We start from the raw sequence: 22,293 nt of genomic DNA on the forward strand, positions 1-22,293 counted from the left end.
ACGGGTCAGGGGTTCCGCACGGCGGCGAGGGCGCTGCGGACGGCTTCCACGGCCGTGGCCACGTCCTCCCCGGCAGTCTGCCAGTTACTCACGGAAACCCGGAGGATGTCACGGCCGCGCCACCGGGAACCGGACATCCATACCGTTCCGTCCTCGATGATGCGGGCGGTGACCTTGCGGGTGGTCTCATCGTCTCCGAAGGCAAGTGACACCTGGGTGTAACCGACGTCGTTGACCACCTCGACGCCGTCGAGCCTTGCCATGCCCTCCGCGATGGCTGTGGCGGCCGCAGCCATGCCTCCCACCTGCGCTGCCACGCCGTCCCGGCCAAGGCTTTTCAGGGCCGCCCAGACGGGGACGCCGCGCGCCCTGCGGGACAGTTCGGGAACCTTCTCGAACGGGTCTCCCGGGCCTTCGGCATCATGGACCAGGTAGCTGGCGTGCAGTCCCATCGCAGCCCGCAGGGCCGAGGGGTCACGGACAATGGCGATGCCGCAGTCGTACGGCACGTTCAAGGTCTTGTGCGCATCGGTGCCCCAGGAGTCCGCCTCCGCGAAACCGTCGGTCAGGTGCCGCAGTTCCGGGGCAGCGGCGGCCCAGAGCCCGAACGCCCCGTCGATGTGCACCCAGGCGCCGTGCTGATGGGCGACGGCGATGGCTTCCCTGAAGGGATCGAAGGCACCGGAGTGCAGGTTCCCGGCCTGGAGGCAGACCAGGGCGGGTCCGTTCCCCGCGGCAAGGGCCGCGTCCAGGGCAGCGGGGACCAGCCGGCCCTGGCCGTCGGCGTCGATTTGCTCCGGCTTTCCGAGGCCCAGGTACCGCAGTCCCAGGTCCACGGTGTCGTGCCGCTCCCGTCCCACGAAGCAGCGGATCCGCGGCGCGCCAAACAGGCCATCCCGGTCCAGGTCCCAGCCTGCGTCGGCAAGCAGCCGCCAGCGGGCAGCCGCCATCCCCGTGAAGTTGGCCATGGTGGCACCGGTGACGAATCCGACGTCGGCCGTGGCCGGCAGGCCCAGCAGTTCCAGCACCCACTGCCCTGCGGCTTCCTCGATCGCGGCGGTGGCGGGAGTCGCGTACCGGAGGCCGGCGTTCTGGTCCCAGGCGCTGACCAGCCAGTCGGACGCCAGGGCCGCTGGCAGGGTCCCGCCGATCACCCATCCGAAGAAGCGGCCCGAGGGCATGGCCATCAGTCCGGGCTCGGCCTCCTTGGCCAGGAAGTTGATGACGTCAACGGGCGGCGTTCCCGCTTTCGGCAGGGGGCCGCCGAATATCCGGACAAGCCCGGCGGCATGTTCGCTTGGTCCTACCGCCCGGCCGGCCAGGCTGGCCAGCCAATCCTGCGCGTGCCCGGCTGCGGCCGCCAGTGCCGCGGCATACCCGTCGTCGTCGCCGTGTGCCATACCTGCATGCTACGCCGGGGCCGGTCCGGCTACGAGGCCGGCTTCCGGGGTGGATCAGCCGAAGTTTTCCTGCCACACGTCATAGCCAAGCTTGACGATCAGTGCCGCGACAACCACCAGGAAGACCACCCGGACAAACTTGCTTCCCTGCTGCACGGCGGTACGGGCGCCAAGGTAGCCGCCGGCCATGTTTGCTCCCCCCAGCAGCAGGCCGATTCCCCACAGGATGGACCCGTGGGGAAGGAAGAACAGCAGCGCGCCGGCATTGGTGGCCATGTTCACGATCTTGGCTTTGGCGCTGGCCTCCAGGAAGGCGTAGCCCATGGCCGACACCAGCGCGATGACCAGGAAGGATCCGGTTCCGGGGCCGATCAGGCCGTCATAGAAGCCGATCACCGCGCCGATGAGGCACGCGACGACGTAATGCCTGTGCCCTGCGTGCCGCAGTTCCGTGAGCTCCCCGACGCTGGGCCTGAGGGCGGTGAAAAGCGCGACGGCGACCAGCGCCACCACGATGATGGGCTTGAAGACTCCTGCCGGCAGCGTGGCCGCCAGGCTTGCCCCGCCAAAACTGCCGGCCAGGGCGATGACCGCCATGGGAACGGCCGTCCTGAGATCGGGGCCCACCCTTCGGTAGTACGTTGCGGCGCTGGTGGCGGTGCCAAAGATGGAGCCCATCTTGTTCGTGGCCAGCGCCTGGACGGGCGCGATGCCGGGCACCAGGAGCAGCGCGGGGAGTTGGATAAGTCCCCCGCCGCCCACCACTGCGTCAACCCAGCCGGCTGCGAATCCAGCCACCACAATCAGGATGATGGTGGCGGGCTGGATCGATTCGAAGCCGGAAATCACTGGTTGCGGACGGCGTTGACCACGTAGTCGACGGCCTTGTCCACTGCAACGTTCTCGGCTTCGCCGCTGCGGCGGTCCTTGATCTCCACCACGCCGTCCACCAGGCCACGGCCCACAGCCAGGATGGTGGGAACGCCCACCAGCTCGGCGTCGCCGAACTTCACGCCGGGCGAAACCTTGGGACGGTCGTCATAGATCACGGACAGCCCGGCTTCTTCCAGTTCCGTGGAGAGCTTCTCCGCGGCCTGGAAGATCTCGTCACCGCGGCCCACGGCAACCACGTGCACGTCGGCGGGCGCCACGGAACGGGGCCAAACAAGACCACGGTCATCATGGTTTGCCTCCGCCAGGGCGGCCACCGCACGGGTAACGCCGACGCCGTAGGAACCCATGGTGACCACCACCTGCTTGCCGTTCTGGTCCAGCACCTTGAGGTCCAGGGCTTCGGCGTACTTGCGGCCGAGCTGGAAGATGTGGCCCATCTCGATGCCGCGGGCGGTTTCCAGCGGGCCGGAACCGTCCGGGGAGGGGTCACCCGCACGGACTTCGGTGCACTCGATCACGCCGTCCCAGGTGAAGTCCCGGCCCGCCACCAGCCCGAAGACATGCTTGCCGGCCTCGTTGGCGCCGGTGATCCAGGCGGTTCCGCTGACGACGCGCGGATCCACCAGGTACAGCAGCTTGGTGGCGCTTTCGGCTCCGAGGAGCGGTTCATCCAGGGAGAGGCCGGGGCCAAGGTAGCCCTTGACGATCAGCGGCTGCTTCTTGAGGTCTTCCTCGCCGGCCTGTTCAAGCCCGATTTCGCCCGCAATCGGCAGGAAAGCGCCGATGTTTGCTTCGACGCGCTTGAGGTCCACGGCACGGTCGCCGGGAACGCCGATGACCACCAGCTGCCGCTCACCGGTGGGCAGCGTCACGGCGAGCACCACGTTCTTGAGCGTGTCAGCCGCAGCCCAGGGGCCGCCGTCGGCCTCTGCGCGCGGCGCAATCTGGTTGGCAGCGGCAACCAAAGTCTCGATGGTGGGGGTGTCCGGGGTGTCCAGGACCTCCGCCGCCGGGGCGTTGCTGAAGTCGATGTCTTCGGGGACCACGGTGGTGACGGCCTCGACGTTGGCTGCATACCCGCCGGCGGAGCGGACGAAGGTGTCCTCGCCGATCTCGGTGGGGAACAGGAATTCCTCACTCCTGGACCCGCCCATGGCACCTGCGGTGGCTGCCACCGGCACCACCTCCAGCCCCAGGCGCGCGAAGATCTTCAGGTAGGCGGCGCGGTGCGCGGCGTAGCTGGCGTCCAGGCCGGCGTCGTCCACATCGAAGGAGTAGGAGTCCTTCATGATGAATTCGCGGCCGCGGAGGAGCCCCGCGCGGGGGCGGGCCTCGTCGCGGTACTTGTTCTGGATCTGGTACAGGCTCAGCGGCAGGTCCTTGTAGGACGAGTACAGGTCCTTGACCAGGAGCGTGAACATTTCCTCATGCGTGGGGGCCAGCAGGTAGTCCGCGCCCTTGCGGTCCTGGAGCCGGAACAGGCCCTCGCCGTACTCGGTCCAGCGGTTGGTGGCCTCGTACGGTTCCCGGGGCAGCAGGGCCGGGAAATGGACTTCCTGCGCGCCGATGGCTGCCATTTCCTCGCGGATGATTTCCTCGACCTTGCGCAGGACACTCAATCCCAGCGGCAGCCAGGTGTAGATGCCCGGGGCGGCCCGGCGGATATAGCCGGCGCGGACCAGGAGTTTGTGGCTCGCAACCTCGGCGTCGACGGGGTCTTCGCGCAGGGTGCGCAGGAAAAGCTGGGACAGTCGTAGGACCACGGGTGTATCCGTTTCTGGGGAAGTGCTGGGTCAGCACGCCGGGCAATTTCGTCTGGGTACTAATCTACCGGCACACGACCTTGGGCATGGACCTGCCTTGGCGCGCCTCCCGGCCCCGGGCCATCGGGCGGCCGGTCACGGACCCCGGACACAGTAGGGCCACGCCCGGAATATACAAAGCCCCTGGCCCCCCAGTGAGGCTGGTCATCGCATCCGGGCGTGGCCCAACGCCGTTATCGCCTGAGTACTGGTGAGGACTGGTGAGACCGCCCACGCCACTTCCAGCGCAGCTAGATCGAACTTATGTGATCGCGCACACGTTTGACAAGTGTTTTGACGTTAAACCTGTTGACCCCCTCCATGACGGCGCCTAGCTTTTAATTCATCAGGTGATGAATTCCGGGACCACCTTCCCGGGCCGCCTGGCAAAGCATCCGGAGGCAGCCGTGTCCCACCCTTCAGCACCCCCAACCGCCCAGCCCGGCCCCCATGCCGGTGGCGGGACAGATGCCATCGTGGCCACCGGACTGGCTGTGCGGCTTGCACGGCAGCCCGTGCTTCATGGACTGGACTTCACGGTCCCCGCCGGACAGATCACCGGCCTGCTGGGGCCGTCCGGAAGCGGCAAAACCACCCTGATGCGGACCATCGTGGGGGCGCAGCGGCCTTCCGCCGGGACCGTCCAGGTGCTGGGGCTGCCCGCCGGAAGCGCCGCCCTGCGCCGGCAGGTGGGCTATGTGACCCAGTCCCCCAGCGTCTACCCCGACCTGACGGTGGAGGCAAACGTCCGCTACTTCGGAGCGATGCACCGCAAAGGCAAAGCCGACGTGGCGGAGGCGATCGCCGCCGTCGGGCTTGAACCCCTGGCCCGCCGGAAAGCCGCCGACCTGTCCGGCGGGCAGGTCAACCGCGTGTCCCTGGCTTGTGCCCTGGTGGCACATCCCCGGCTGCTGGTCCTCGACGAGCCGACCGTGGGCCTGGATCCCGTCCTGCGCGCCGACCTGTGGGAACGGTTCCGTGCCATGGCCGCGGCGGGCACAACACTCCTGGTCTCCAGCCATGTGATGGAGGAGGCCAGCCGCTGCGACACACTGCTGCTGTTGCGGAACGGGCGGCTCCTGGCCCACCTCACGCCGGAAGGGCTCAGCAGGAAGGGACACAGCAGCAACCTGGAGCAGGCCTTCCTGGCCATCATCAGGGAGCAGGAAGAGTACGACGGCGAAAGGCCGCCCGGGCAGGACGCCTCGCGGAGCGGCGGCGGTGCGGGGATGGAAGAGAACAGGAGCGTGCGGTAATGGACGTCCGGATGATGCTGGCGACGGCGCGCAGGGTGCTCAGCCAGGTGCGCCACGACCACCGCAGCATCGCCATGATCCTGGTGGTGCCTGCACTGCTGCTGACGGCGGTGTACTTCCTCTACGAGAACGAGACCCTCCCGCCCGGCGTGCCGCGCACCTTCGACCGGGTGGGCCTAATGATGCTGGCAATCTTTCCGTTCGTGGTGATGTTCCTGGTCACCTCCATCACCATGCTGAGGGAACGCACGTCCGGGACGCTGGAGCGGCTGCTGACGACTCCCGTGCACCAGGCCGATCTGCTCTTCGGATACGGCCTGGCTTTTTCCCTGATGGCCGCACTGCAGTCGCTGGTGGCCACCGCGGTGGCCTACTGGGTCTTCGGCCTGGATATCGCCGGAGCACCGGGCTATGTGGTGCTGATCGCGGTGATCAATGCGGTTTTGGGCGTGGCGCTCGGCCTGTTTTGTTCGGCCTTTGCCCGGACCGAGTTCCAGGCGGTCCAGTTCATGCCGGTCGTGGTGGTGCCGCAGATCCTCCTGTGCGGCCTGTTCGTGGCGCGGGAACGGATGAACGATGTCCTGGAGGCAGTGTCCAATGTGCTGCCCCTGACCTTCTCGGTGGATGCCCTCCAGGAGATAGCGGCCCACGCGGAGGCGACCAGCAGGCTGTGGCAGGACGCCTTGGCCATGGCGGCCATCGCGCTGGGCGTCCTGGTGCTCTCCGCCCTCACGCTGCGGCGGCGGACGTGAGGCTGGAGGATTCCGCCGGCAGCCCGGACCGGCCCGGCAGGGTCCGTTCCGCAACGGCCGGCGGCGGACCAACTTCCACCCGCAGGGGACGCCGCGGCGGCACCACGGAGTCCCGGGACCACATCCTGGACGCCGCCCGCAGACTCTTCGCCGAACATGGCTTCGAGGGCACCAGCCTGCGGCAGGTTGCCCGCAGTGCAGGAGTGGATCCGGCCATGATCCACCATTTCTTCACGGGCAAGGACGAGCTTTTCGCGCTCAGCGTGGAGCTGCCTGCCGACCCGGAGACGGTCCTGGCGGGCATGGCGGGCACGGCCCCCGACCGGCGGGCGGAACTGGTTGTCAGGACGGTCCTCCGGCTCTGGGAGAGCCCGGCCCAGGCCGGCCTGCTGGCTTTCCTCCGTGGCACGGTCGGGTCCAAGGCCAAAACGGCCCTGCTGCGGGACATGGTGGCAAAACGGGTGATCAGCAGGATCATGGCGGGCGTTTCCGGGACACCCGAGGAAGTCGCGCTGCGTGGAAGCCTCGTGGCCACCCAGGTGGTGGGACTGATGATGGTCCGCTACGTTGTCCGGCTGGAGCCGCTGGCCTCCGCTGCGCCCGAGGACGTTGTGCGGCTCGTGGCCCCGAACGTGCAGCGGTACCTCACCGGCCCCCTCGCCTGACGGAGCGGGTTACAGCACGCCAGGGGCTGGCCTGGGTGATCAGGGTCGAGGCCGGGCCGGCTGCCTGCTCACGGTCCTGCTATTTGATCAGGGCGGCAGCGGCGTCCATCAGGGCGCCCGCCCGTTGCACGGCGTCGGCCTCGCTTGCGCCGCCGGATGCGACGGAGGTAAGGACAACGCCCTGCCGGACCGCCTGGGCCGTGACGGTGGACTGTGTGCGGCCGTCAGGCAATGTGCTGTCCGTGCGGTACGCAACAGCACCGGGAACTGAACTGACCCCCGGCACCGCTTTCACGGTAACGGCGATCTCCATCCCCGAGGCAGTCATGGTCATCGAGGGGCACTTCGCCAACTGCTGCGGCGAGTCTGTGACTTTGGCCAGGAAGCTCTGGTCCAGGCCTGCCACCAGTGACAAAGCAGTGGCCGCACCGGTGCCGTTATCAGTGCTCATACCGACCGCCATGGCCGCGCCGTCAACCGATGGCACCGTACTGGCGGCAGCGAGCTCCTTGCACTCGGCAGGCTTGACGTCGATGGAGGCGAGCATGGCCTTGGTTTGCTCCAGGGTGGTGGCGATGTCCCCGCTGGGCAGGACGGACAGCCTCCGGTCGGCCGCATCCCTGACCTGGCCGACGATGGCAGCCAACTCTTCCGCCGTGTATGCCTTGGCGGTGGGCGTTGGGGTGGGCGTGGCTGTTGGGGTGGGGGCCGCCGTGGTTGCCCGGGGTGCCGGGGAAGAGTCCGCGGCCTGTGGGGCAGCCGGTCCCCCGCAGGCGGATACGGAGATGGCCAACAGGGCCGAGGCCCCAAAAGTTCCCAGCACGGACGTCTTCAATTTTTCCCCCAATATGCAGCTGTGCGCCGGCGGCCGCCGGCTAGAAGAGAACTGTAGCGAATGTCCCCACCTGGCGGAAGCCGACGCGTTCGTACGTGGACCTGGCCCTGGTATTGAAGCCGTTCACGTAGAGGCTGGTGACGGGGGCGATCTTCTGGGCCTGCTCCACCACGGCGGACATGTACCCGGCGCTCAGTCCCTGGCCCCGGAAGACCGGGTTCATCCAGACGCCCTGGACCTGGGTGACGTCCTCGGTCACTGCTCCGAGCTCGGCTTTGAACACCACCTCGCGGGCTTCGTTGAGGTGGACCAGGGAATGGCCCTGCCTGATGAGGCCCTCCACGCGGCGGCTGTAGAACTCCCTGCCGCCCAAATAGGGCGAATAGCCGACTTCTTCCTCGAACATGGCGGCGCAGGCGGGAAGGATTCGGTCGAAGTCGGCGAGGTTTCCCTGGGCAAGGCCGGGATTGGCCTGCACCTGGGGGGCACCTTCGATGACCATCAGGGGCTGGTCCCCGCGGACTTCGTGGGCGTGGTGGCCCAGCTCCGCCAGCTCGGTGTTGAGGGCCAACACTGCTTCGGCGGGACCGAATGCGGACGCATACCTGCGCCCGGAGCTGTTGGCGGCCTGCGCTACCAGGGGCGCCAGTGCGGGATCGAGCTGGACGGGGACCAGGTTGGCTCCGGCCCAGCACGCGCCCGCCAGCACGCCGTCGTCGAATATTCCAATGACGCCGGCACCGCCGCTGGTGGGTGCCGCCGTCCCTGTGGCCCGGAGGTGGGCCAGGATGAACACGTTGGCCACCGGGTCCTGCAGGGCCAGCGACGTCAGCGCGGGGGTGTCCTGCCCGTCGAGGGTACGGACGGACAACCCCGCGGGATCGGCAACGTCCTTACGAGACGCTAACCACGGGGCTACCCTTGACAGCATCTTCGCCATCGGCCTCCCCCATCTCTTCCGCGATACGCATGGCCTCTTCGATCAGTGTCTCAACAATGGCGCTCTCCGGAACAGTCTTGATGACCTCGCCCTTAACGAAAATCTGTCCCTTGCCGTTGCCGGAAGCAACTCCAAGGTCAGCCTCGCGCGCCTCGCCGGGGCCGTTGACGACGCAGCCCATGACGGCCACGCGCAGCGGAATCTCCATCCCTTCCAGACCGGCCGTGACCTGTTCTGCCAGAGTGTACACGTCCACCTGGGCCCGGCCGCAGGAGGGGCAGGACACAATTTCCAGCTTCCGGGGCCGCAGGTTCAGCGACTGGAGGATCTGGTTGCCCACCTTGATCTCCTCCACCGGCGGGGCGGAGAGGGACACGCGGATGGTGTCGCCGATGCCGCGCGAGAGGAGCGCCCCGAACGCCGTGGCCGACTTGATGGTCCCCTGGAAAGCAGGGCCGGCTTCCGTAACACCGAGGTGCAGGGGCCAGTCACCCTTTTCGGCCAGCATTTCGTAGGCCGCGACCATGATGACGGGGTCGTTGTGCTTGACCGAAATCTTGAAGTCGTGGAAGCCGTGTTCTTCGAAGAGCGACGCTTCCCAGACCGCAGACTCCACAAGGGCCTCGGGAGTGGCCTTGCCGTACTTCTTGAGGATGCCGGGTTCCAGGGAGCCGGCGTTGACGCCGATCCGGATGGAGGTCCCGTGGTCCTTGGCGGCCGCGGCGATCTCCTTGACCTGGTCGTCGAACTTGCGGATATTGCCGGGGTTTACCCGCACGGCCGCGCAACCTGCTTCGATGGCTGCGAAGACGTACTTGGGCTGGAAGTGGATGTCCGCGATGACGGGGATCTGGGACTTCCTGGCGATGATGGGCAGTGCCTCGGCATCATCGGCGGATGGGCAGGCAACGCGGACGATGTCGCAGCCGGACGCCGTCAGTTCGGCGATCTGCTGCAGCGTGGCGTTGATGTCCGTGGTGGGCGTGGTGGTCATGGACTGCACGCTGATGGGGTAGTCGGATCCTACGCCTACCGAGCCGACTTTGATCTGGCGCGTCTTGCGGCGGGGGGCAAGGACGGGCGGTGGTGCGGACGGCATTCCCAGGCTGACCGAGGTCACGTGGACTCCTTGAGTTGAAAGGGTGAAAAGGCGGCTACGCGGCAATCCCGGCCAGGATGCCGGTTACCGGAGACCATTCGGTGATGCGGGTTCCGGCGATCACGCCGGCCGCGGCAAAAGGGTCCTGCTTGAGGATCGAGTTGAGGGCGGCTTCGTCCGATGCCTTGAAGATCAGCAGGGCACCTGCTCCGTCACCATAAGGGCCGCTTGCCACGATGACGTCATCCTCTGCCAGGCCGCCGGTCCATTCGCGGTGGGCGGGACGGACCTCGTTGCGGGTTTCGGTGGAGTCTGCGGCATAAACGTACTCAACGGCAAAAACTGTCATACCGCTACCCTATCGCCATGGCAGGCCTGCCAGCGCACCGATCCGGGTCCGGCGAGGGGTCCTGCACGCGAAATGGAGCGGCACCCGGCGCAGCTCACTGCAGGAAGAGGACCTTGGCTGCTGCGGCGGTTCCGGCCGCCCACAGCATGGAGGTGAGGGTGCCGATGATGAACCGTTCGGCGGCCACCGGCGTCTCCTTCAGCTCGGCAAACCTGCCGAGGCCCTTGATGGCGACGATGTAGGCGATGGCCACCGGCTGGCCGGCGAGGATGGCAAGGCATACTCCCAGCCGTTCGAGCACGCCGATGATGGCTCCCCCGCGCAGGATCCGCTGGGTTGGCTGGGCCGGAGCGGCGGCAGTTCCGTCCGACGCCGTGTGGCCGGGCGGGGCGCTCAACTCGCCGTCCACGGCCTGGCCCCCTGCGCCGCCCGGGCCGGTGGCGCCGCCTGCAGTGGCCTGGGATCCATCGGCTGGGGTGCGGGGAACGACTGTCCCGTCGGCGGGTGCGCGGGAGGGATCATCCACGGTGACATCGGCGGAAGGGTCCTGCTCCGCCCGGCGGGAATCCTCCGCAGCCTTGGCGGCGTCCGCCTTGTCATCGATGGTCCTGGCCAGCTTGAACACCAGTGCCGTGACGGGCCAGCCGGCAAAGCCAGCCACCACAAGGGCCAAAGCCACCCAAAGTGCGCTCACCTGTCTCCTTTGTTCCGCGGTCCGGCGGGGGTTCCGGACCGGCCTCCGCCAGGGCCAAACCCGTTCCGGGGCCAGGCCTCCTCACGTGGCCGGACCTCTTCCGGGGCGGTCCCCTCCCAGAGCTCCGATTCCTTCAGGCCCGGATTCCTTCAGGCCTGGATTCCTTCAAGCCTGGGCCAGTTGCGAGTCGGCCAGGTCCAGAAGCATGGAAGCAGCCGGCCTGGCTGCCCATTCTTCCTGCCACCCGGCCCGCAACACGGTACGGCTCACCGACTGCTCCGAAATTCCAAGTTCCTGCGCCACGCGCTTTTGGCTTCCATGCCGGCCGGGCCCAGCGCTGCCCGGGCCCAGGCGGCGGAGTGCATCCACCACCCGCCACTGCGCCTCGGTACGTTCCTGGACGAGCCGGCCGAGCAGCCGCAACACGGCTTCGGCATTGGCACACTCCTGGACCCCTTTCCCGGCTTGGCTTCCGCCGCCGCTTTCCCCTGCCATGATGCCCGGCACCACCGACAATGGAACCTGGGAGCCGGCACCCTTGGCGAGTTCCACGGCTTTCCGTGCCGCAACGAAAGCCGTTCCGGATCCTTCCCGGGGGCTGCCGCCGCGGGGCAACGAAACGGTTCCGACGCCGATCCCGACGTACCAGCGTCCTCCGCGGAGGGCGTGCAGGGCGATCTCCACCACCGCGGACGGGTCCCGCACCACGCCCTGGACTTCATCCCCGACGGAGCGGTCGAAGACGGGCGGCTCCGCATCCGCCAGGTCCAGCCGCGCAACCTCGGCAAGCAGGGCCGGAACCCGGTCCTTGTCTCCGGTGCTTCCGCGTTGGTCGATGGTCATGACGAACATGACTCAACCATATACGGCTGATCACACACGATCAATCAAATTTGGCTGATTATCGGTAATCAACTGTTTTTGTCTGACGAAGCAGGGATGGCTATCCGAAGAGGTTGACTGGCTTGACGATGTCCGCGTAGATCAGCAGCGCGCTCATTCCCATCAGGAGGGCCGCAACCACATAGGTGACGGGAAGCAGCTTGGCGATGTCGAAGGCGCCGGGATCGGGGCGGCCGCGAAGCCTGGCAACCCAGCGCCGTGCGCCCTCGTACAACGCCCCGGCGACATGGCCGCCGTCCAGCGGCAGCAACGGGATCAGGTTGAACACAGCGAGGGCGAAGTTCAGGCCGGCGAGCAGGCCAACCAGCGTTGCCACCCGTGACTGCAGCGGCACGGCTTCCATGGCCGCCACCTCGCCGGCCACCCGGCCAACGCCCACCACGCTGATGGGGCCGTTGGGATCGCGTGGCTCTTCACTGAAGGCGGCCTTGGCGACGCCCACAACCCGGGCCGGCAGGTTGAAGACAACGCCGGCCACCTGGCGGATGTTCTCCCCGGCCATGGGCAGGACGGACGACGCCGGCTGGGGCACCAGCGCCGTTTGCGCACCGATGCCGAGGAATCCGACGTCCTGGTACTGCAGGTTGCCCGCAGCGTCCGTGGCCTGCCGCCCGTCCGCACCCATGACCGGCCGGGCCGACAGGACAGGGGTGACCGTGGTGGACACCTGGCTGCCGTCCCGCTCCACGGTGATGGCTACGTCCTTGCCGGCGGAGGCCCGGATCCATTCCGTCAACTGGTCCCAGCTGGTGACCTGCCGGCCGTCGAAGGAGGTAATTGTGTCATTGGGCTTCAGGCCGGCCGCAGCGGCGGGCGTCAGCTGGCAGTCGGCGGAATTGGGATCCACGGTCTGTCCCGCGGCCACCTGGCACTTGGAGACATCGGAAATGGTGGTGGTGGCCGTGGCGACACCGAAGCCCATCAGCAGCACGGCGGTGAGCAGCACGCCAAGGATCATGTTCATGGCCGGACCGCCGAGCATGATGATGACTTTTTTCCAGACCGGGAGGCGGTAGAACACGCGGTTTTCGTCTCCTGGGCCCACTTCCTCGTGCGCCATGGAGCGGGCCTCGGTGGCAAGGGTCTGGAACATCCCCGTACTGGAGGGCCGGACGGAACCGTCCTCCTTGTTGGGGGGGTACATGCCGATCATGGAGACGTAGCCGCCGAGCGGGATCGCCTTGACGCCGTATTCGGTTTCGCCTTTGCGGCGCGACCACAGGGTGGGCCCGAAACCGATCATGTACTTGGTCACCCGCACCCTGAAGAGCTTGGCGGGCACCAGGTGCCCCACCTCGTGGAGCGCGATGGACGCGGCAATGCCAAGGGCGACGAAGACAACGCCGAGGATGAAAAGTAGGACAGGGGTCATTGAGGTGCTGCTGCTTCCTAGAGACTGCTGACTGCTAAACGTTCGTGGGCGCGGGCGCGTGCCCAGCTTTCAGCATCCAGCACCGATTCCACCGTCAGCCCGGAAGAACCTGGGTGTTCGCTGAGCACGGCTTCAACGGTGTCAACGATATCGGTGAACCGGATCCGGCCGGCGTGGAAGGCCGTGACGGCTTCCTCGTTGGCGGCATTGAACACAGCCGGGAACGTGCTGCCCTGCCGTGCTGCCTCCTTGGCCAGGCCGACGGCGGGGAAGGCTTCGGTGTCCAGCGGCTCGAACGTCCACGTGGCCGCCTGCGTCCAGTCGCAGGGGCCGGCGGCTCCAGGCACGCGGTCCGGCCAGCCCAGCCCAAGGGCGATGGGAAGCCGCATGTCCGGCGGTGATGCCTGGGCGATGGTGGAGCCGTCGATGAACTGGACCATGGAATGGACGATGGACTGCGGGTGCACCACCACGTCGATTCGGTCCAGCGGGATGTCGAACAGGAGGTGGGCCTCGATGAGTTCCAGGCCCTTGTTCACCAGGGTGGCTGAGTTGGTGGTGACCATGACTCCCATGTCCCAGGTGGGGTGGGCAAGGGCCTGCTGGGGGGTGACGCCGTGAAGCTCGTCCCGGCTCCGGCCGCGGAAGGGCCCGCCGGACGCGGTGAGGATGAGCTTGTCCACCTCCCCGGCGGAACCGGAGCGCAGGCACTGGGCAATTGCGGAGTGCTCGGAGTCCACCGGCACGATCTGGCCTTCGGTGGCTGCGGCCTTGACCAGGCTGCCGCCCACGATGAGCGATTCCTTGTTGGCAAGGGCCAGGGTGGCTCCGGACTTGAGGGCGGCGAGGGTAGGTGCCAGGCCGATGGATCCGGTGATGCCGTTCAGCACCACGTCCGCGTCCACGGCGGCGATCCGGGCGGAGGCGTCCGGGCCGGCCATGATCTCAGGCCGGTAGGACGGGCGGCCTGCCGCTGCGGCGGCGTCGCGGATCAGCGCTTCCAGCCGCCCTGGGTCTCCCCCGGCAATTCCCACGGCTGCCGCGCCGGTGTGGACGGCCTGCTGCGCCAGGAGCTCCAGGTTGCCGCCCCCGGCACTGAGTGCCACCACCTCGAACAGGTGCGGGGCGCCGTCGACGACGTCAATCGCCTGGGTGCCGATGGAACCGGTGGATCCGAGGAGGACGACTCTGCGTGGCTGCATTGTTTAAGTATCCCGCACCCTCCATGCGCCGCCGCGCCCCTGACCTGCTGCTGCGCCTTGACCCCCGTGCCGCCGGGCGTAACGTGGACTGCGTGGACTGGCTCTCGTGGTTCGATGCACCGGAGTACGAATTCGCGCGGCAGGTGCTGCAACGGGGTGTGGCAGCACTGTATTTCGTTGCGTTCCTGTCCACGCTGAACCAGTTTCCCGCCCTGCTCGGCGAGCGCGGGCTTCTCCCCGTGCCGGAATTCCTCGCCGCCTTCACCCGCCTGCGCCGGCCCACGCTGTTCCGCTGGCGGTACTCCGACCGGCTGCTGCGCGGTGTATGCTCCGCCGGCTTGGTGGTGTCGGCGCTGCTCGTGGCCGGCTTGCCGCAGGCGGGACCGCCCTGGGTGCCGCTGGCCGCGTTCCTGGCGCTCTGGCTGCTCTACATGTCGATCGTGAACGTGGGCCAGACGTTCTATGGCTTCGGCTGGGAAATGCTGCTCCTTGAGGCAGGCTTTACGGTGGCGTTCCTGGGGTCGAACCAGACGGAGCCGCCCCGGACCATCCTGATCCTGGTCGTGTGGCTGGTGTTCCGGCTGGAGTTCGGCGCGGGCATGATCAAGATCCGCGGCGGCCGGGAGTGGCGCGACCTGACGGCGTTGTACTACCACCATGAGACACAGCCCATGCCCGGACCGCTCAGCCGGCAGGCGCACCTCCTGCCCAAGCCACTGCACCGGATCGAGGTGGTGGGCAACCACATCGCCCAGCTGGTGGTGCCGTTCCTGCTCTTCGCGCCGCAGCCCGTGGCCAGCGTCGCGGCGGCGGTGGTGGTGGTTACCCAGCTCTGGCTGGTGGCGAGCGGAAATTTCGCCTGGCTGAACTGGATGGCAATCGTGCTGGCGTTCGCGGCGGTCAGCGATCCCGTGGCACATGCCGTCATCCCGGCCATTCCCGCCGATTGGGATGCCGCCACGGGATGGCAGCGGCAAACGCCGCCGTGGTGGCTGGCCGTCACCCTCGCGGCGTCAGTGCTGCTGCTGGTCCTGAGCTACTGGCCGCTGCGGAATTTGTTCTCCCGCCGCCAGCTCATGAACGCCAGCTTCAACCGGTGGCAGCTGGTCAACGCCTACGGCGCGTTCGGCACGGTGACGAAGCAGCGCATCGAAATCGTTGTGGAGGGCACGCTGGACGAGGACCCCGGCGACGGCGCGGACTGGCGTGAGTACGGTTTCAAGGGCAAGCCCGGTGACGTGCGCCGGATTCCCCGGCAGTGGGCCCCGTACCACCTGCGGCTGGACTGGCTGATGTGGTTCCTGCCCCTGCGGAGTGTGCATGAGGAGTGGTTCTACGCGTTCCTGGCCAAGCTCCTGGCGGCGGACCGGCAGGTGCTGCGGCTGCTGCGCCGTGATCCGTTCGACGGCGCCGCCCCGCGCTGGGTGCGGGTGCGCAGCTTCCACTACCGCTTCGCCACCCGGAAGGAGTTCCGGGAGACCGGCAACCGGTGGGTGCGGACGCTGCTCTACGAACCCATTCCACCAACCTCGCTGCGGCGGTCCCCCGGCCGGCAGCGGTAACGGGCATCCGGGGGAAAGTTCCCGCCCGCGCTAGGCCTTTTCCGCTGCGCGGCGGATGATCTCCTGGGCGTGTTTGAGGATGGGCCCGTCAATCATCTTCCCCTGGTACCGGAAGACTCCCGATCCGGCCGACGCCGCGGCATCCAGGAGGTCCTGTGCGGCAGCCACCTCCTCATCCGAGGGCGCGTAGGCCTTACGGACGACGGCGGCCTGGCTGGGGTGGATGCATGCCTTGGAGCTGAACCCGGAGGCCACAGCATCGGCGGCTTCGGCGGCCAGTCCATCAAGGTCCGGGATGTTCGTGTAAACGGCGTCTACCGCTTCCTTGCCATGGGCGCGCGCGGCCAAAAGCACCGACGAGCGGGCGTGCAGCGCCACCGCCCGGTAACCGCCGTCGTCATTCCTGCTGGACGTGCCGCCCAGCGTGGCAAGCAGGTCCTCCGCGCCCCACATAAGGCCCACCACGTTGGGGGCAGCGGCGATGGCCGCGGCGTTGAGCACGCCGAGGGCTGTTTCACACAGGGCGATCACCTGGTACCCCTCCAGCGCCTTGAGCTGTTCAGCCGATTCCGCTTTGGCCAGCATCACGGTCCGGTAGGGCGTGTGGGCGAGGCAGTGCAGGTCCTTTTCAAAGTCGTCGGTGCCAACCGGATTGACCCGGACGATGGTGCAGCTGGGTTGGAGCTCCGGCTCCACGCCGGTGGTGCCGAGCTGGGCGAGGATGGCACCGCGGGCACGCTGCTTGTCCGCCGGCGCCACCGCGTCTTCAAGGTCCAGGATGACGGCATCGGCGCGGGCGGCCGCCTTCTGGTAGCGCTCCGGCCGGTCGGCGGGGCAGAAGAGCAGCGCGGGTCCCATCACAAAAGTCATACCGGCATTCTCTCCTGTCCGGTGCCCTGCGCCTTCACATGGGCGTCCCGGGTCCACATCAGGCAGCTGCGCGTGGCCCGGGCCACCACCGTTCCATCCTGGTTGCGTCCGGTGTGCTGCATGGTGGCGATCCCCTGTCCGGGGCGTGAAGCCGACAACCGCTTGCCGGTGATGACCGTCTCGGTGTAGAGCGTGTCCCCATGGTAAAGGGGACGCGGGAACGAAACGTCCGTCAGGCCCAGCTGGGCGATGATGGTCCCCTGGGTCAGCTGCGTCACCGACTGCCCCACCATGGTGGCCAGGGTGAACATGGAGTTCATCAGCCGCTGGCCGAAGGGCTGGCCCGCGCTCCAGGCGGCGTCCAGGTGCAGTGCCTGGGTGTTCATGGTGAGCGTGGTGAACAGGACGTTGTCCGTTTCCGTCACCGTGCGGCCCGGGCGGTGGGCATATACCACGCCCTCCTCCAGTTCATCGAAGTACAGCCCGCGCTGTTCGACCACCCGCCGGCCGCCGCCCTGGCGGGTGCCCGTCCCGGTGCCGGCCCCGTTGGAATTTGTCCCGTTGGAATCCGTGCCGTTGGAATCCGTGCCGCTCATACGGTGAGTTCCTGGTCTTCCTCGAAGAGGTCCGCGCCGGTAGCGGCCACGACGTCCTCGGCGGAGACATTGGGGGCCAGTTCGCGCAGCACCAGGCGCGGGGAACCGCCGTCCTTGACGACGTCGATCACGGCCAGGTCCGTGATGATCCGGTCCACGCAGCCCTTCCCGGTCAGCGGCAGCGAGCACTCCTGGACGATCTTGGGGTTGCCGCTGCGGTCCACGTGCTCCATCATGACGATCACCCGCTTGGCCCCGAACACCAGGTCCATGGCTCCGCCCATTCCCTTGACCATCTTTCCGGGGATCATCCAGTTGGCCAGGTCCCCGTTGGCGGCAACCTCCATGGCGCCCAGGACGGCGAGGTCCACGTGGCCACCGCGGATCATGCCGAAGGAGGTTGCCGAGTCGAAGAACGCCGCCCCCCTGTTGACCGTCACGGTTTCCTTGCCGGCATTGATCAGGTCCGGGTCCACCGCGTCTTCGGCGGGGTAGGGCCCGACGCCGAGGATCCCGTTCTCGGAGTGCAGCACCACTTCCACCCCGTCCGGGATGTAGTTGGGAATCAGGGTGGGCATTCCGATGCCCAGGTTCACGTACTGTCCGTTGCGGAGCTCCCGGGCAACCCGGGCGGCCAGTTCGTTGCGGGTCCAGCCTTTGCTGTCGGCGGCGGACGCCTGGTCGCCTGGTCCGGCATGGCGCTGGGAACCCGCCCGGCGGTACTCCGGGCGGACGGCTTCGGGCCGCGGCGCTTCGGGGCTGTTGGGATCCATGCTCATGCTCCTGCCTGCTGGATGCTGCCCGGTGTTCTGCCGCCGGACGCTGCGCCCCCGGCAGTCTGCGCCGTCAGGGCGACGGTGCGTTTCTCGATCCGCTTCTCGCCGTCCTTTGCCAGGACCACGCGCTGGACGAAGATCCCCGGCGTATGGATGTGTTCGGGATCAAGTCCACCGGGCTCCACGAGTTCCTCGACCTCGGCGATGGTGATCCTTCCGGCCATGGCACACAGCGGGTTGAAGTTCATCGCCGTGGCGTGGAAGACCAGGTTGCCGTGGCGGTCGCCCTTCCAGGCATGCACCAGCCCGAAGTCCGGGGTGAGGGACTCTTCCAGGACGTAGTCAACTCCCCCGAACGAGCGGACCTCCTTCGGGGCGGAGGCGACCGCTATGCCTCCGTTCGCGTCGTACTTCTGCGGCAGGCCGCCGTCGGACACCTGGGTGCCGACCCCAGCCTTGGTGTAGAAGGCCGGGATGCCGGCGCCGCCGGCGCGCAGCTTCTCCGCCAGGGTGCCCTGTGGGGTCAGCACCACTTCGAGTTCACCGGCGAGGTACTGGCGGGCGAACTCCTTGTTTTCGCCCACGTAGGAGCTGATGGTGCGGCGGATGCGCCCGTCGCGGAGCAGGATGCCAAGCCCCCAGTCGTCTACGCCGCAGTTGTTGCTGACGGTTTCCAGGTTCGAGGTTCCGGCCCGGTGCAGGGCATCGATCAGGGCCACCGGGATCCCGCAGAGTCCGAAGCCGCCCACGGCCAGGGAGGCGCCGTCGGGGATGTCCGCGACGGCTTCATCGGCACTGGCAACAACCTTGTCAATCATCATCGATCCTTTCAGGCCGGCTTCGTTGCCTGCCGCAGGTGCGGGGGCTACAGTCCCAGTTCGCGGGCGATCAGCATCAACTGGACCTCCGTGGTGCCCTCCCCCACTTCAAGGATCTTGGAGTCGCGGTAGTGGCGTGCCACGGTGAACTCGTTGATGAAGCCATAGCCGCCGAATACCTGGGTGGCATCCCGCGCATTGTCCATGGCCGCCTCGCCTGCGACCATCTTAGCGATGGCTGCCTGGGTCTTGAACGGCTTCCCGGCGAGCATCCTGGCGGCAGCGTCGTAGTACGCCAGGCGGGCGGTGTGTGCCCGCGCCTCCATCCTGGCGATCTTGAACGAGATGGCCTGGTACTTGCCGATTTCGCTGCCGAATGCGCGGCGCTCACGGGCGTACCGGACCGACAGGTCAACGCAGCCCTGCGCCGCGCCGGTGGCCAGGGCGGCGATGGCGATGCGTCCTTCGTCCAGGATGGAGAGGAAGTTCGCGTAGCCGCGCCCCTCCGTGCCCAGCAGGTTTTCCTCCGGCACGCGGACGTCCTTGAGGGTCAGCGGGTGAGTGTCGGAGGCATTCCAGCCCACTTTGTTGTACGGCTTTTCGGCCTTGAAGCCGGGCGTGTCCGTGGGCACCAGGATGGTGGAGATCTCCTTCTTGACGCTGCCGTCCGCGCGTTCCGTTTCCCCCGTGACGGCCGTGACGGTGACCAGCCGGGTGATGTCCGTCCCGGAGTTGGTGATGAACTCCTTATTGCCGTTGATCACCCAGTTGCCGTCCTCGCGGCGGGCGTGGGTCTTGGTTCCGCCGGCATCCGAGCCCGCCTCCGGCTCGGTCAGCCCGAACCCGGCGAGCGCCTGGCCGGAGGCCAGCATGGGCAGCCATTCCTCTTTTTGCGCATCGGTGCCGAAGCGGTAGACGGGCATGGCACCCAGGGACACGCCCGCCTCGAGGGTGATCGCCACGGACTGGTCCACGCGGCCGAGCTGCTCCAGGGCGAGGGCCAGGGCAAAGTAATCCCCGCCCATGCCGCCATATTCCTCCGGGAACGGCAGCCCGAACAGGCCCATCTCCGCCATCTGCTTCACCACTTCATACGGGAAGCTGTGCTCTTCGTCGTGCTTTGCCGAGACCGGGGCCACCACGTTGTCCGCGAAGTCCCGCACGGTGTCGCTGAGGTCCTGGTATTCCTCGTTGAGTTCAAAACCGGTCATGGTCAGGCTCCTTCGCCTTGCTGTGCAGCTGAATCTGTCTCTATGGCTTGCGCTGTGTCCGTCGCCGGCGACGTGTCACTGGCGTCCGGCGTAGCGTCGGGGTGGATGGTGGCCAACACCTGGTCGGCCTTGACCAGGTCGCCGGTGCGGGCGCCCAGGTGGACCGTCCCTGCCAGCGGGGCCACCAGATGGTGTTCCATCTTCATGGCCTCCACGGACACCAGGACATCCCCGGCCTTGACCGCCTCCCCGTCGCTGACCGGGACGGCCACGACGGTCCCGGGCATCGGCGAGCGCACTTCGGGGTCGGCCGCGCCGTCCTTCCGCTGGATGGCAGCCAGCACCCGTTCCAGCCGCGCCTCGCGGGTCAGGACGTCCAGCCGGCAGGACCAGCCGGTATTGCCCAGGTAGAGCTGTTCGGGTCCGGCGGGAACGGGGTTGTCCCAGGCCGGGGCCCCAGGCCGTGTGTAGGCCGGTGCCAGCCGGTAGGCGTGGTGCTGGCCCTCCAGGTCAAGGTCGAAGCTTCGCCGGCTGGACCACAGCAGTGACGCCCGCATCCCGGGGCCGCCGTTGACGGCGACCACGGCGGTCCCTCCCCCGTTGGGGGTGCCGGTGACCTGGACGGTGGCCACGCCGCCGTCGGGCGTTCCCAGGCTGACGCGGCGCGGCGCCGGCTTCCCAAGGCGCCAGCCGCTGCGGTCCCGCCAGGGCCCGCTCCCCGTGGCAGGGTTGTCCTGGTCCTCCAAGGAGAGCGTGTACAGGGCGGCGGCCACCAGCTCCGCGTCGCCCACGCGCCGGAACTGCAGTCCTGGCAGTTTCCGCTCAATCAGCCCGGTATCCAGGCGGCCGGCCTGGACGTCGGGATCGCTGAGCAGCAGCCTCAGGTATTCGACATTGGTGTCGATGCCCAGCGCCGTGTAGCCGGACAGGGCCACGTCCAGGGTGGCGAGCGCGGCTGCACGGTCTTCACCCCAGGCAATGACCTTCGAGATCATGGGGTCATAGCTGGCCGAAAGCTCAAGCCCTTCCACCAGGGAGGAATCCACCCGGACCCGGCCGGCGGCCTGGTCCGCTTCCGCGGGGGCCGGAGCGGTGGGCCGCCCCTTGGGCCCGGGCAGTTCGTCCAGCGCGAGCACCGTACCGGTGGACGGGAGGAAGTTCTTCTCCGGCACCTCCGCGTACACCCGGGCCTCCACGGCATGCCCGCTAAGCGTGACGTCGTCCTGCCGGAGCGTCAGTTCGGCACCCGCGGCGATGCGCACCTGCCATTCCACCAGGTCGGTGTCCGTCACCATCTCGGTGACCGGGTGTTCCACCTGCAGCCGGGTGTTCATCTCCATGAAGAAGAACTCGTCCGGCGCATCGTCGGAGACCAGGAACTCCACGGTCCCAGCACCTGTGTAGGCCACGCTGCGGGCGGCGTTGCAGGCGGCTTCGCCGATCCGGGCACGCACGCCGGCCCCGTTGGGAAGGCTTTCCAGCAGGGGTGAGGGGGCTTCCTCAATGACTTTCTGGTGCCGGCGCTGAAGGGAGCATTCGCGCTCGCCGAGGTGGATGACGTTGCCGTGGCCGTCCGCCAGCACCTGGACTTCGATGTGCCGCGGTGTGGTCACCAGGCGTTCGAGGAAGAGGGTGTCGTCGCCGAAGGCGGCGGCCGCCACCCTGCGTGCTGTCACCAGGGCTGCGGGGAGGTCCTCCGCCGTGGTGACGGCCTGCATGCCCTTGCCCCCGCCGCCCGCCGACGGCTTGATCAGGAGGGGAAAGCCGACGGCGGCAGCCGCCTCTACGAGTTCGGCGTCGGTCATGCCGGGCTTGGCGATGCCCGGAACGACCGGCACACCGTACCCGGCCACATGGTTCTTTGCCCGGATCTTGTCGCCCATGACGTTGAGCGCTTCCACGCCGGGGCCGATGAACGTGATGCCGGCCTTCTCCAGGGCGCGGGCGAAGTCCACGTTCTCGCTGAGGAACCCATAGCCGGGGTGGACGGCCTCGGCGCCGGACTCCCGGCAGGCCTGAATGATGGCGTCGGTATTCAGGTAGCTCTCGCTTGCCGCGGCGGGGCCGATCCGGACGGAAAGGTCGGCTTCCCGCACGTGGCGCGCTCCGGCGTCGGCATCGCTGTATACCGCTACGGAACGGATGCCGAGGCGGCGCAGGGTGCGGATGACGCGGCAGGCGATCTCGCCGCGGTTGGCCACCAGCACCGTGCTGAACAAGGGTCCGCTGGCGGCTCCGTCAGGGGCAGCAGCGCCGGCGGTGGCTGGATTTGTGGTGGTCTGCATGGTCATTGCTGG

General features: G+C 67.8%; 21 protein-coding genes. 4 read left to right on the top strand and 17 right to left on the bottom strand.

The features are described 5' to 3' along the window. Positions 1–5: 5 nt before the first annotated feature. Genes RM50_RS11810 through RM50_RS11820 form a run of 3 tightly spaced genes read right to left on the bottom strand, consistent with a single transcriptional unit; the run spans position 6 to position 4,057 of the window. Positions 6–1,400 carry a pyridoxal phosphate-dependent decarboxylase family protein gene (locus RM50_RS11810; protein WP_043452812.1) on the bottom strand — a complete coding sequence of 465 codons (1,395 nt, stop codon included), beginning with the start codon at positions 1,398–1,400 and terminating at the stop codon, positions 6–8. 54 nt (positions 1,401–1,454) lie between these two features. After that, positions 1,455–2,249, bottom strand: coding sequence for a sulfite exporter TauE/SafE family protein (locus RM50_RS11815; RefSeq protein ID WP_043452814.1), 795 nt, complete (start codon positions 2,247–2,249; stop codon positions 1,455–1,457). Next, on the bottom strand, positions 2,246–4,057 hold the full coding sequence (locus tag RM50_RS11820; protein ID WP_043452815.1) for a proline--tRNA ligase: 1,812 nt from the start codon (positions 4,055–4,057) through the stop codon (positions 2,246–2,248). The genes RM50_RS11815 and RM50_RS11820 overlap by 4 nt, the downstream gene beginning before the upstream one ends. Positions 4,058–4,503: 446 nt before the next feature. Between RM50_RS11820 and RM50_RS11825 the strand changes: the two genes are divergently transcribed. The 3 genes from RM50_RS11825 to RM50_RS11835 are packed head-to-tail and all read left to right on the top strand — an operon-like array spanning position 4,504 to position 6,769. After that, on the top strand, positions 4,504–5,352 hold the full coding sequence (locus tag RM50_RS11825) for an ABC transporter ATP-binding protein (protein ID WP_430929407.1): 849 nt from the start codon (positions 4,504–4,506) through the stop codon (positions 5,350–5,352). Then, positions 5,352–6,104 (top strand): ABC transporter permease, encoded by a 753-nt coding sequence (locus tag RM50_RS11830; protein WP_043452817.1) that lies wholly within the window; start codon positions 5,352–5,354, stop codon positions 6,102–6,104. The genes RM50_RS11825 and RM50_RS11830 overlap by 1 nt, the downstream gene beginning before the upstream one ends. Continuing rightward, complete coding sequence (locus tag RM50_RS11835; RefSeq protein WP_430929408.1) at positions 6,101–6,769, top strand: TetR family transcriptional regulator; 669 nt, start codon at positions 6,101–6,103, stop codon at positions 6,767–6,769. The genes RM50_RS11830 and RM50_RS11835 overlap by 4 nt, the downstream gene beginning before the upstream one ends. Positions 6,770–6,848: 79 nt before the next feature. On the opposite strand, the gene RM50_RS11840 is transcribed toward RM50_RS11835, so the two are convergent. From RM50_RS11840 to dxr, 8 genes are all read right to left on the bottom strand, one after another. Beyond that, positions 6,849–7,592 (bottom strand): hypothetical protein, encoded by a 744-nt coding sequence (locus tag RM50_RS11840; protein ID WP_240471947.1) that lies wholly within the window; start codon positions 7,590–7,592, stop codon positions 6,849–6,851. A gap of 52 nt (positions 7,593–7,644) precedes the next feature. Then, a complete protein-coding gene (locus RM50_RS11845; protein ID WP_043452820.1) occupies positions 7,645–8,535 on the bottom strand; it encodes a GNAT family N-acetyltransferase in 891 nt (296 codons plus the stop codon). Continuing rightward, a complete protein-coding gene (ispG, locus tag RM50_RS11850; RefSeq protein WP_043452822.1) occupies positions 8,498–9,664 on the bottom strand; it encodes a flavodoxin-dependent (E)-4-hydroxy-3-methylbut-2-enyl-diphosphate synthase in 1,167 nt (388 codons plus the stop codon). Before ispG ends, RM50_RS11845 begins: the two co-directional genes overlap by 38 nt. 34 nt (positions 9,665–9,698) lie before the next feature. Further along, complete coding sequence (locus RM50_RS11855) at positions 9,699–9,992, bottom strand: YciI family protein (protein WP_043452823.1); 294 nt, start codon at positions 9,990–9,992, stop codon at positions 9,699–9,701. A gap of 94 nt (positions 9,993–10,086) precedes the next feature. Next, positions 10,087–10,686 carry a hypothetical protein gene (locus RM50_RS11860; RefSeq protein ID WP_043452826.1) on the bottom strand — a complete coding sequence of 200 codons (600 nt, stop codon included), beginning with the start codon at positions 10,684–10,686 and terminating at the stop codon, positions 10,087–10,089. A 165-nt stretch (positions 10,687–10,851) separates the two neighbouring features. Beyond that, positions 10,852–11,538, bottom strand: a complete 687-nt coding sequence (locus tag RM50_RS11865) for a hypothetical protein (protein WP_043452828.1) — start codon at positions 11,536–11,538, stop codon at positions 10,852–10,854. 91 nt (positions 11,539–11,629) lie between these two features. Continuing rightward, positions 11,630–12,961 carry a M50 family metallopeptidase gene (locus tag RM50_RS11870; RefSeq protein ID WP_043452830.1) on the bottom strand — a complete coding sequence of 444 codons (1,332 nt, stop codon included), beginning with the start codon at positions 12,959–12,961 and terminating at the stop codon, positions 11,630–11,632. 17 nt (positions 12,962–12,978) lie between these two features. Next, positions 12,979–14,163, bottom strand: a complete 1,185-nt coding sequence (gene dxr / locus RM50_RS11875) for a 1-deoxy-D-xylulose-5-phosphate reductoisomerase (protein WP_043452832.1) — start codon at positions 14,161–14,163, stop codon at positions 12,979–12,981. Between the two features lie 92 nt (positions 14,164–14,255). On the opposite strand from dxr, the gene RM50_RS11880 reads away from it, so the two are divergent. Continuing rightward, complete coding sequence (locus RM50_RS11880) at positions 14,256–15,725, top strand: lipase maturation factor family protein (RefSeq protein ID WP_043452954.1); 1,470 nt, start codon at positions 14,256–14,258, stop codon at positions 15,723–15,725. A 30-nt stretch (positions 15,726–15,755) separates the two neighbouring features. Here RM50_RS11880 and RM50_RS11885 read toward each other — a convergent pair whose 3' ends face one another. The 6 genes from RM50_RS11885 to RM50_RS11910 are packed head-to-tail and all read right to left on the bottom strand — an operon-like array spanning position 15,756 to position 22,287. Beyond that, positions 15,756–16,595, bottom strand: a complete 840-nt coding sequence (locus RM50_RS11885) for an HpcH/HpaI aldolase/citrate lyase family protein (protein WP_043452833.1) — start codon at positions 16,593–16,595, stop codon at positions 15,756–15,758. Continuing rightward, complete coding sequence (locus RM50_RS11890) at positions 16,592–17,191, bottom strand: MaoC family dehydratase (protein ID WP_240471948.1); 600 nt, start codon at positions 17,189–17,191, stop codon at positions 16,592–16,594. The genes RM50_RS11885 and RM50_RS11890 overlap by 4 nt, the downstream gene beginning before the upstream one ends. Beyond that, complete coding sequence (locus RM50_RS11895) at positions 17,188–17,970, bottom strand: CoA transferase subunit B (protein ID WP_043452835.1); 783 nt, start codon at positions 17,968–17,970, stop codon at positions 17,188–17,190. The genes RM50_RS11890 and RM50_RS11895 overlap by 4 nt, the downstream gene beginning before the upstream one ends. Then, positions 17,967–18,785: a CoA transferase subunit A gene (locus RM50_RS11900; RefSeq protein ID WP_043452836.1), complete on the bottom strand. Its 819-nt coding sequence runs from the start codon at positions 18,783–18,785 to the stop codon at positions 17,967–17,969. The genes RM50_RS11895 and RM50_RS11900 overlap by 4 nt, the downstream gene beginning before the upstream one ends. Before the next feature lie 47 nt (positions 18,786–18,832). Continuing rightward, a complete protein-coding gene (locus RM50_RS11905) occupies positions 18,833–19,996 on the bottom strand; it encodes an acyl-CoA dehydrogenase family protein (RefSeq protein ID WP_043452837.1) in 1,164 nt (387 codons plus the stop codon). Positions 19,997–19,998: 2 nt separating this feature from the next. Continuing rightward, complete coding sequence (locus tag RM50_RS11910) at positions 19,999–22,287, bottom strand: acetyl/propionyl/methylcrotonyl-CoA carboxylase subunit alpha (protein WP_052260196.1); 2,289 nt, start codon at positions 22,285–22,287, stop codon at positions 19,999–20,001. Positions 22,288–22,293: the final 6 nt, after the last annotated feature.

Origin of the sequence: Pseudarthrobacter phenanthrenivorans (genome assembly GCF_000813845.1) — a bacterium.
Classification (GTDB): Bacteria; Actinomycetota; Actinomycetes; order Actinomycetales; family Micrococcaceae; genus Arthrobacter; species Arthrobacter phenanthrenivorans_B.

Coding starts and splice junctions, on each gene's coding strand:
- RM50_RS11830 (WP_043452817.1), top strand. CDS start 5,352: ATGGACGTCCGGATGATGCTGGCGACGGCGCGCAGGGTGCTCAGCCAG.
- RM50_RS11855 (WP_043452823.1), bottom strand. CDS start 9,992: ATGACAGTTTTTGCCGTTGAGTACGTTTATGCCGCAGACTCCACCGAA.
- RM50_RS11895 (WP_043452835.1), bottom strand. CDS start 17,970: ATGAGCATGGATCCCAACAGCCCCGAAGCGCCGCGGCCCGAAGCCGTC.
- RM50_RS11905 (WP_043452837.1), bottom strand. CDS start 19,996: ATGACCGGTTTTGAACTCAACGAGGAATACCAGGACCTCAGCGACACC.
- RM50_RS11890 (WP_240471948.1), bottom strand. CDS start 17,191: ATGAGCGGCACGGATTCCAACGGCACGGATTCCAACGGGACAAATTCC.
- dxr (WP_043452832.1), bottom strand. CDS start 14,163: ATGCAGCCACGCAGAGTCGTCCTCCTCGGATCCACCGGTTCCATCGGC.
- RM50_RS11885 (WP_043452833.1), bottom strand. CDS start 16,595: ATGACTTTTGTGATGGGACCCGCGCTGCTCTTCTGCCCCGCCGACCGG.
- RM50_RS11900 (WP_043452836.1), bottom strand. CDS start 18,785: ATGATTGACAAGGTTGTTGCCAGTGCCGATGAAGCCGTCGCGGACATC.
- RM50_RS11845 (WP_043452820.1), bottom strand. CDS start 8,535: ATGCTGTCAAGGGTAGCCCCGTGGTTAGCGTCTCGTAAGGACGTTGCC.
- RM50_RS11810 (WP_043452812.1), bottom strand. CDS start 1,400: ATGGCACACGGCGACGACGACGGGTATGCCGCGGCACTGGCGGCCGCA.
- RM50_RS11910 (WP_052260196.1), bottom strand. CDS start 22,287: ATGACCATGCAGACCACCACAAATCCAGCCACCGCCGGCGCTGCTGCC.
- RM50_RS11870 (WP_043452830.1), bottom strand. CDS start 12,961: ATGACCCCTGTCCTACTTTTCATCCTCGGCGTTGTCTTCGTCGCCCTT.
- RM50_RS11865 (WP_043452828.1), bottom strand. CDS start 11,538: ATGTTCGTCATGACCATCGACCAACGCGGAAGCACCGGAGACAAGGAC.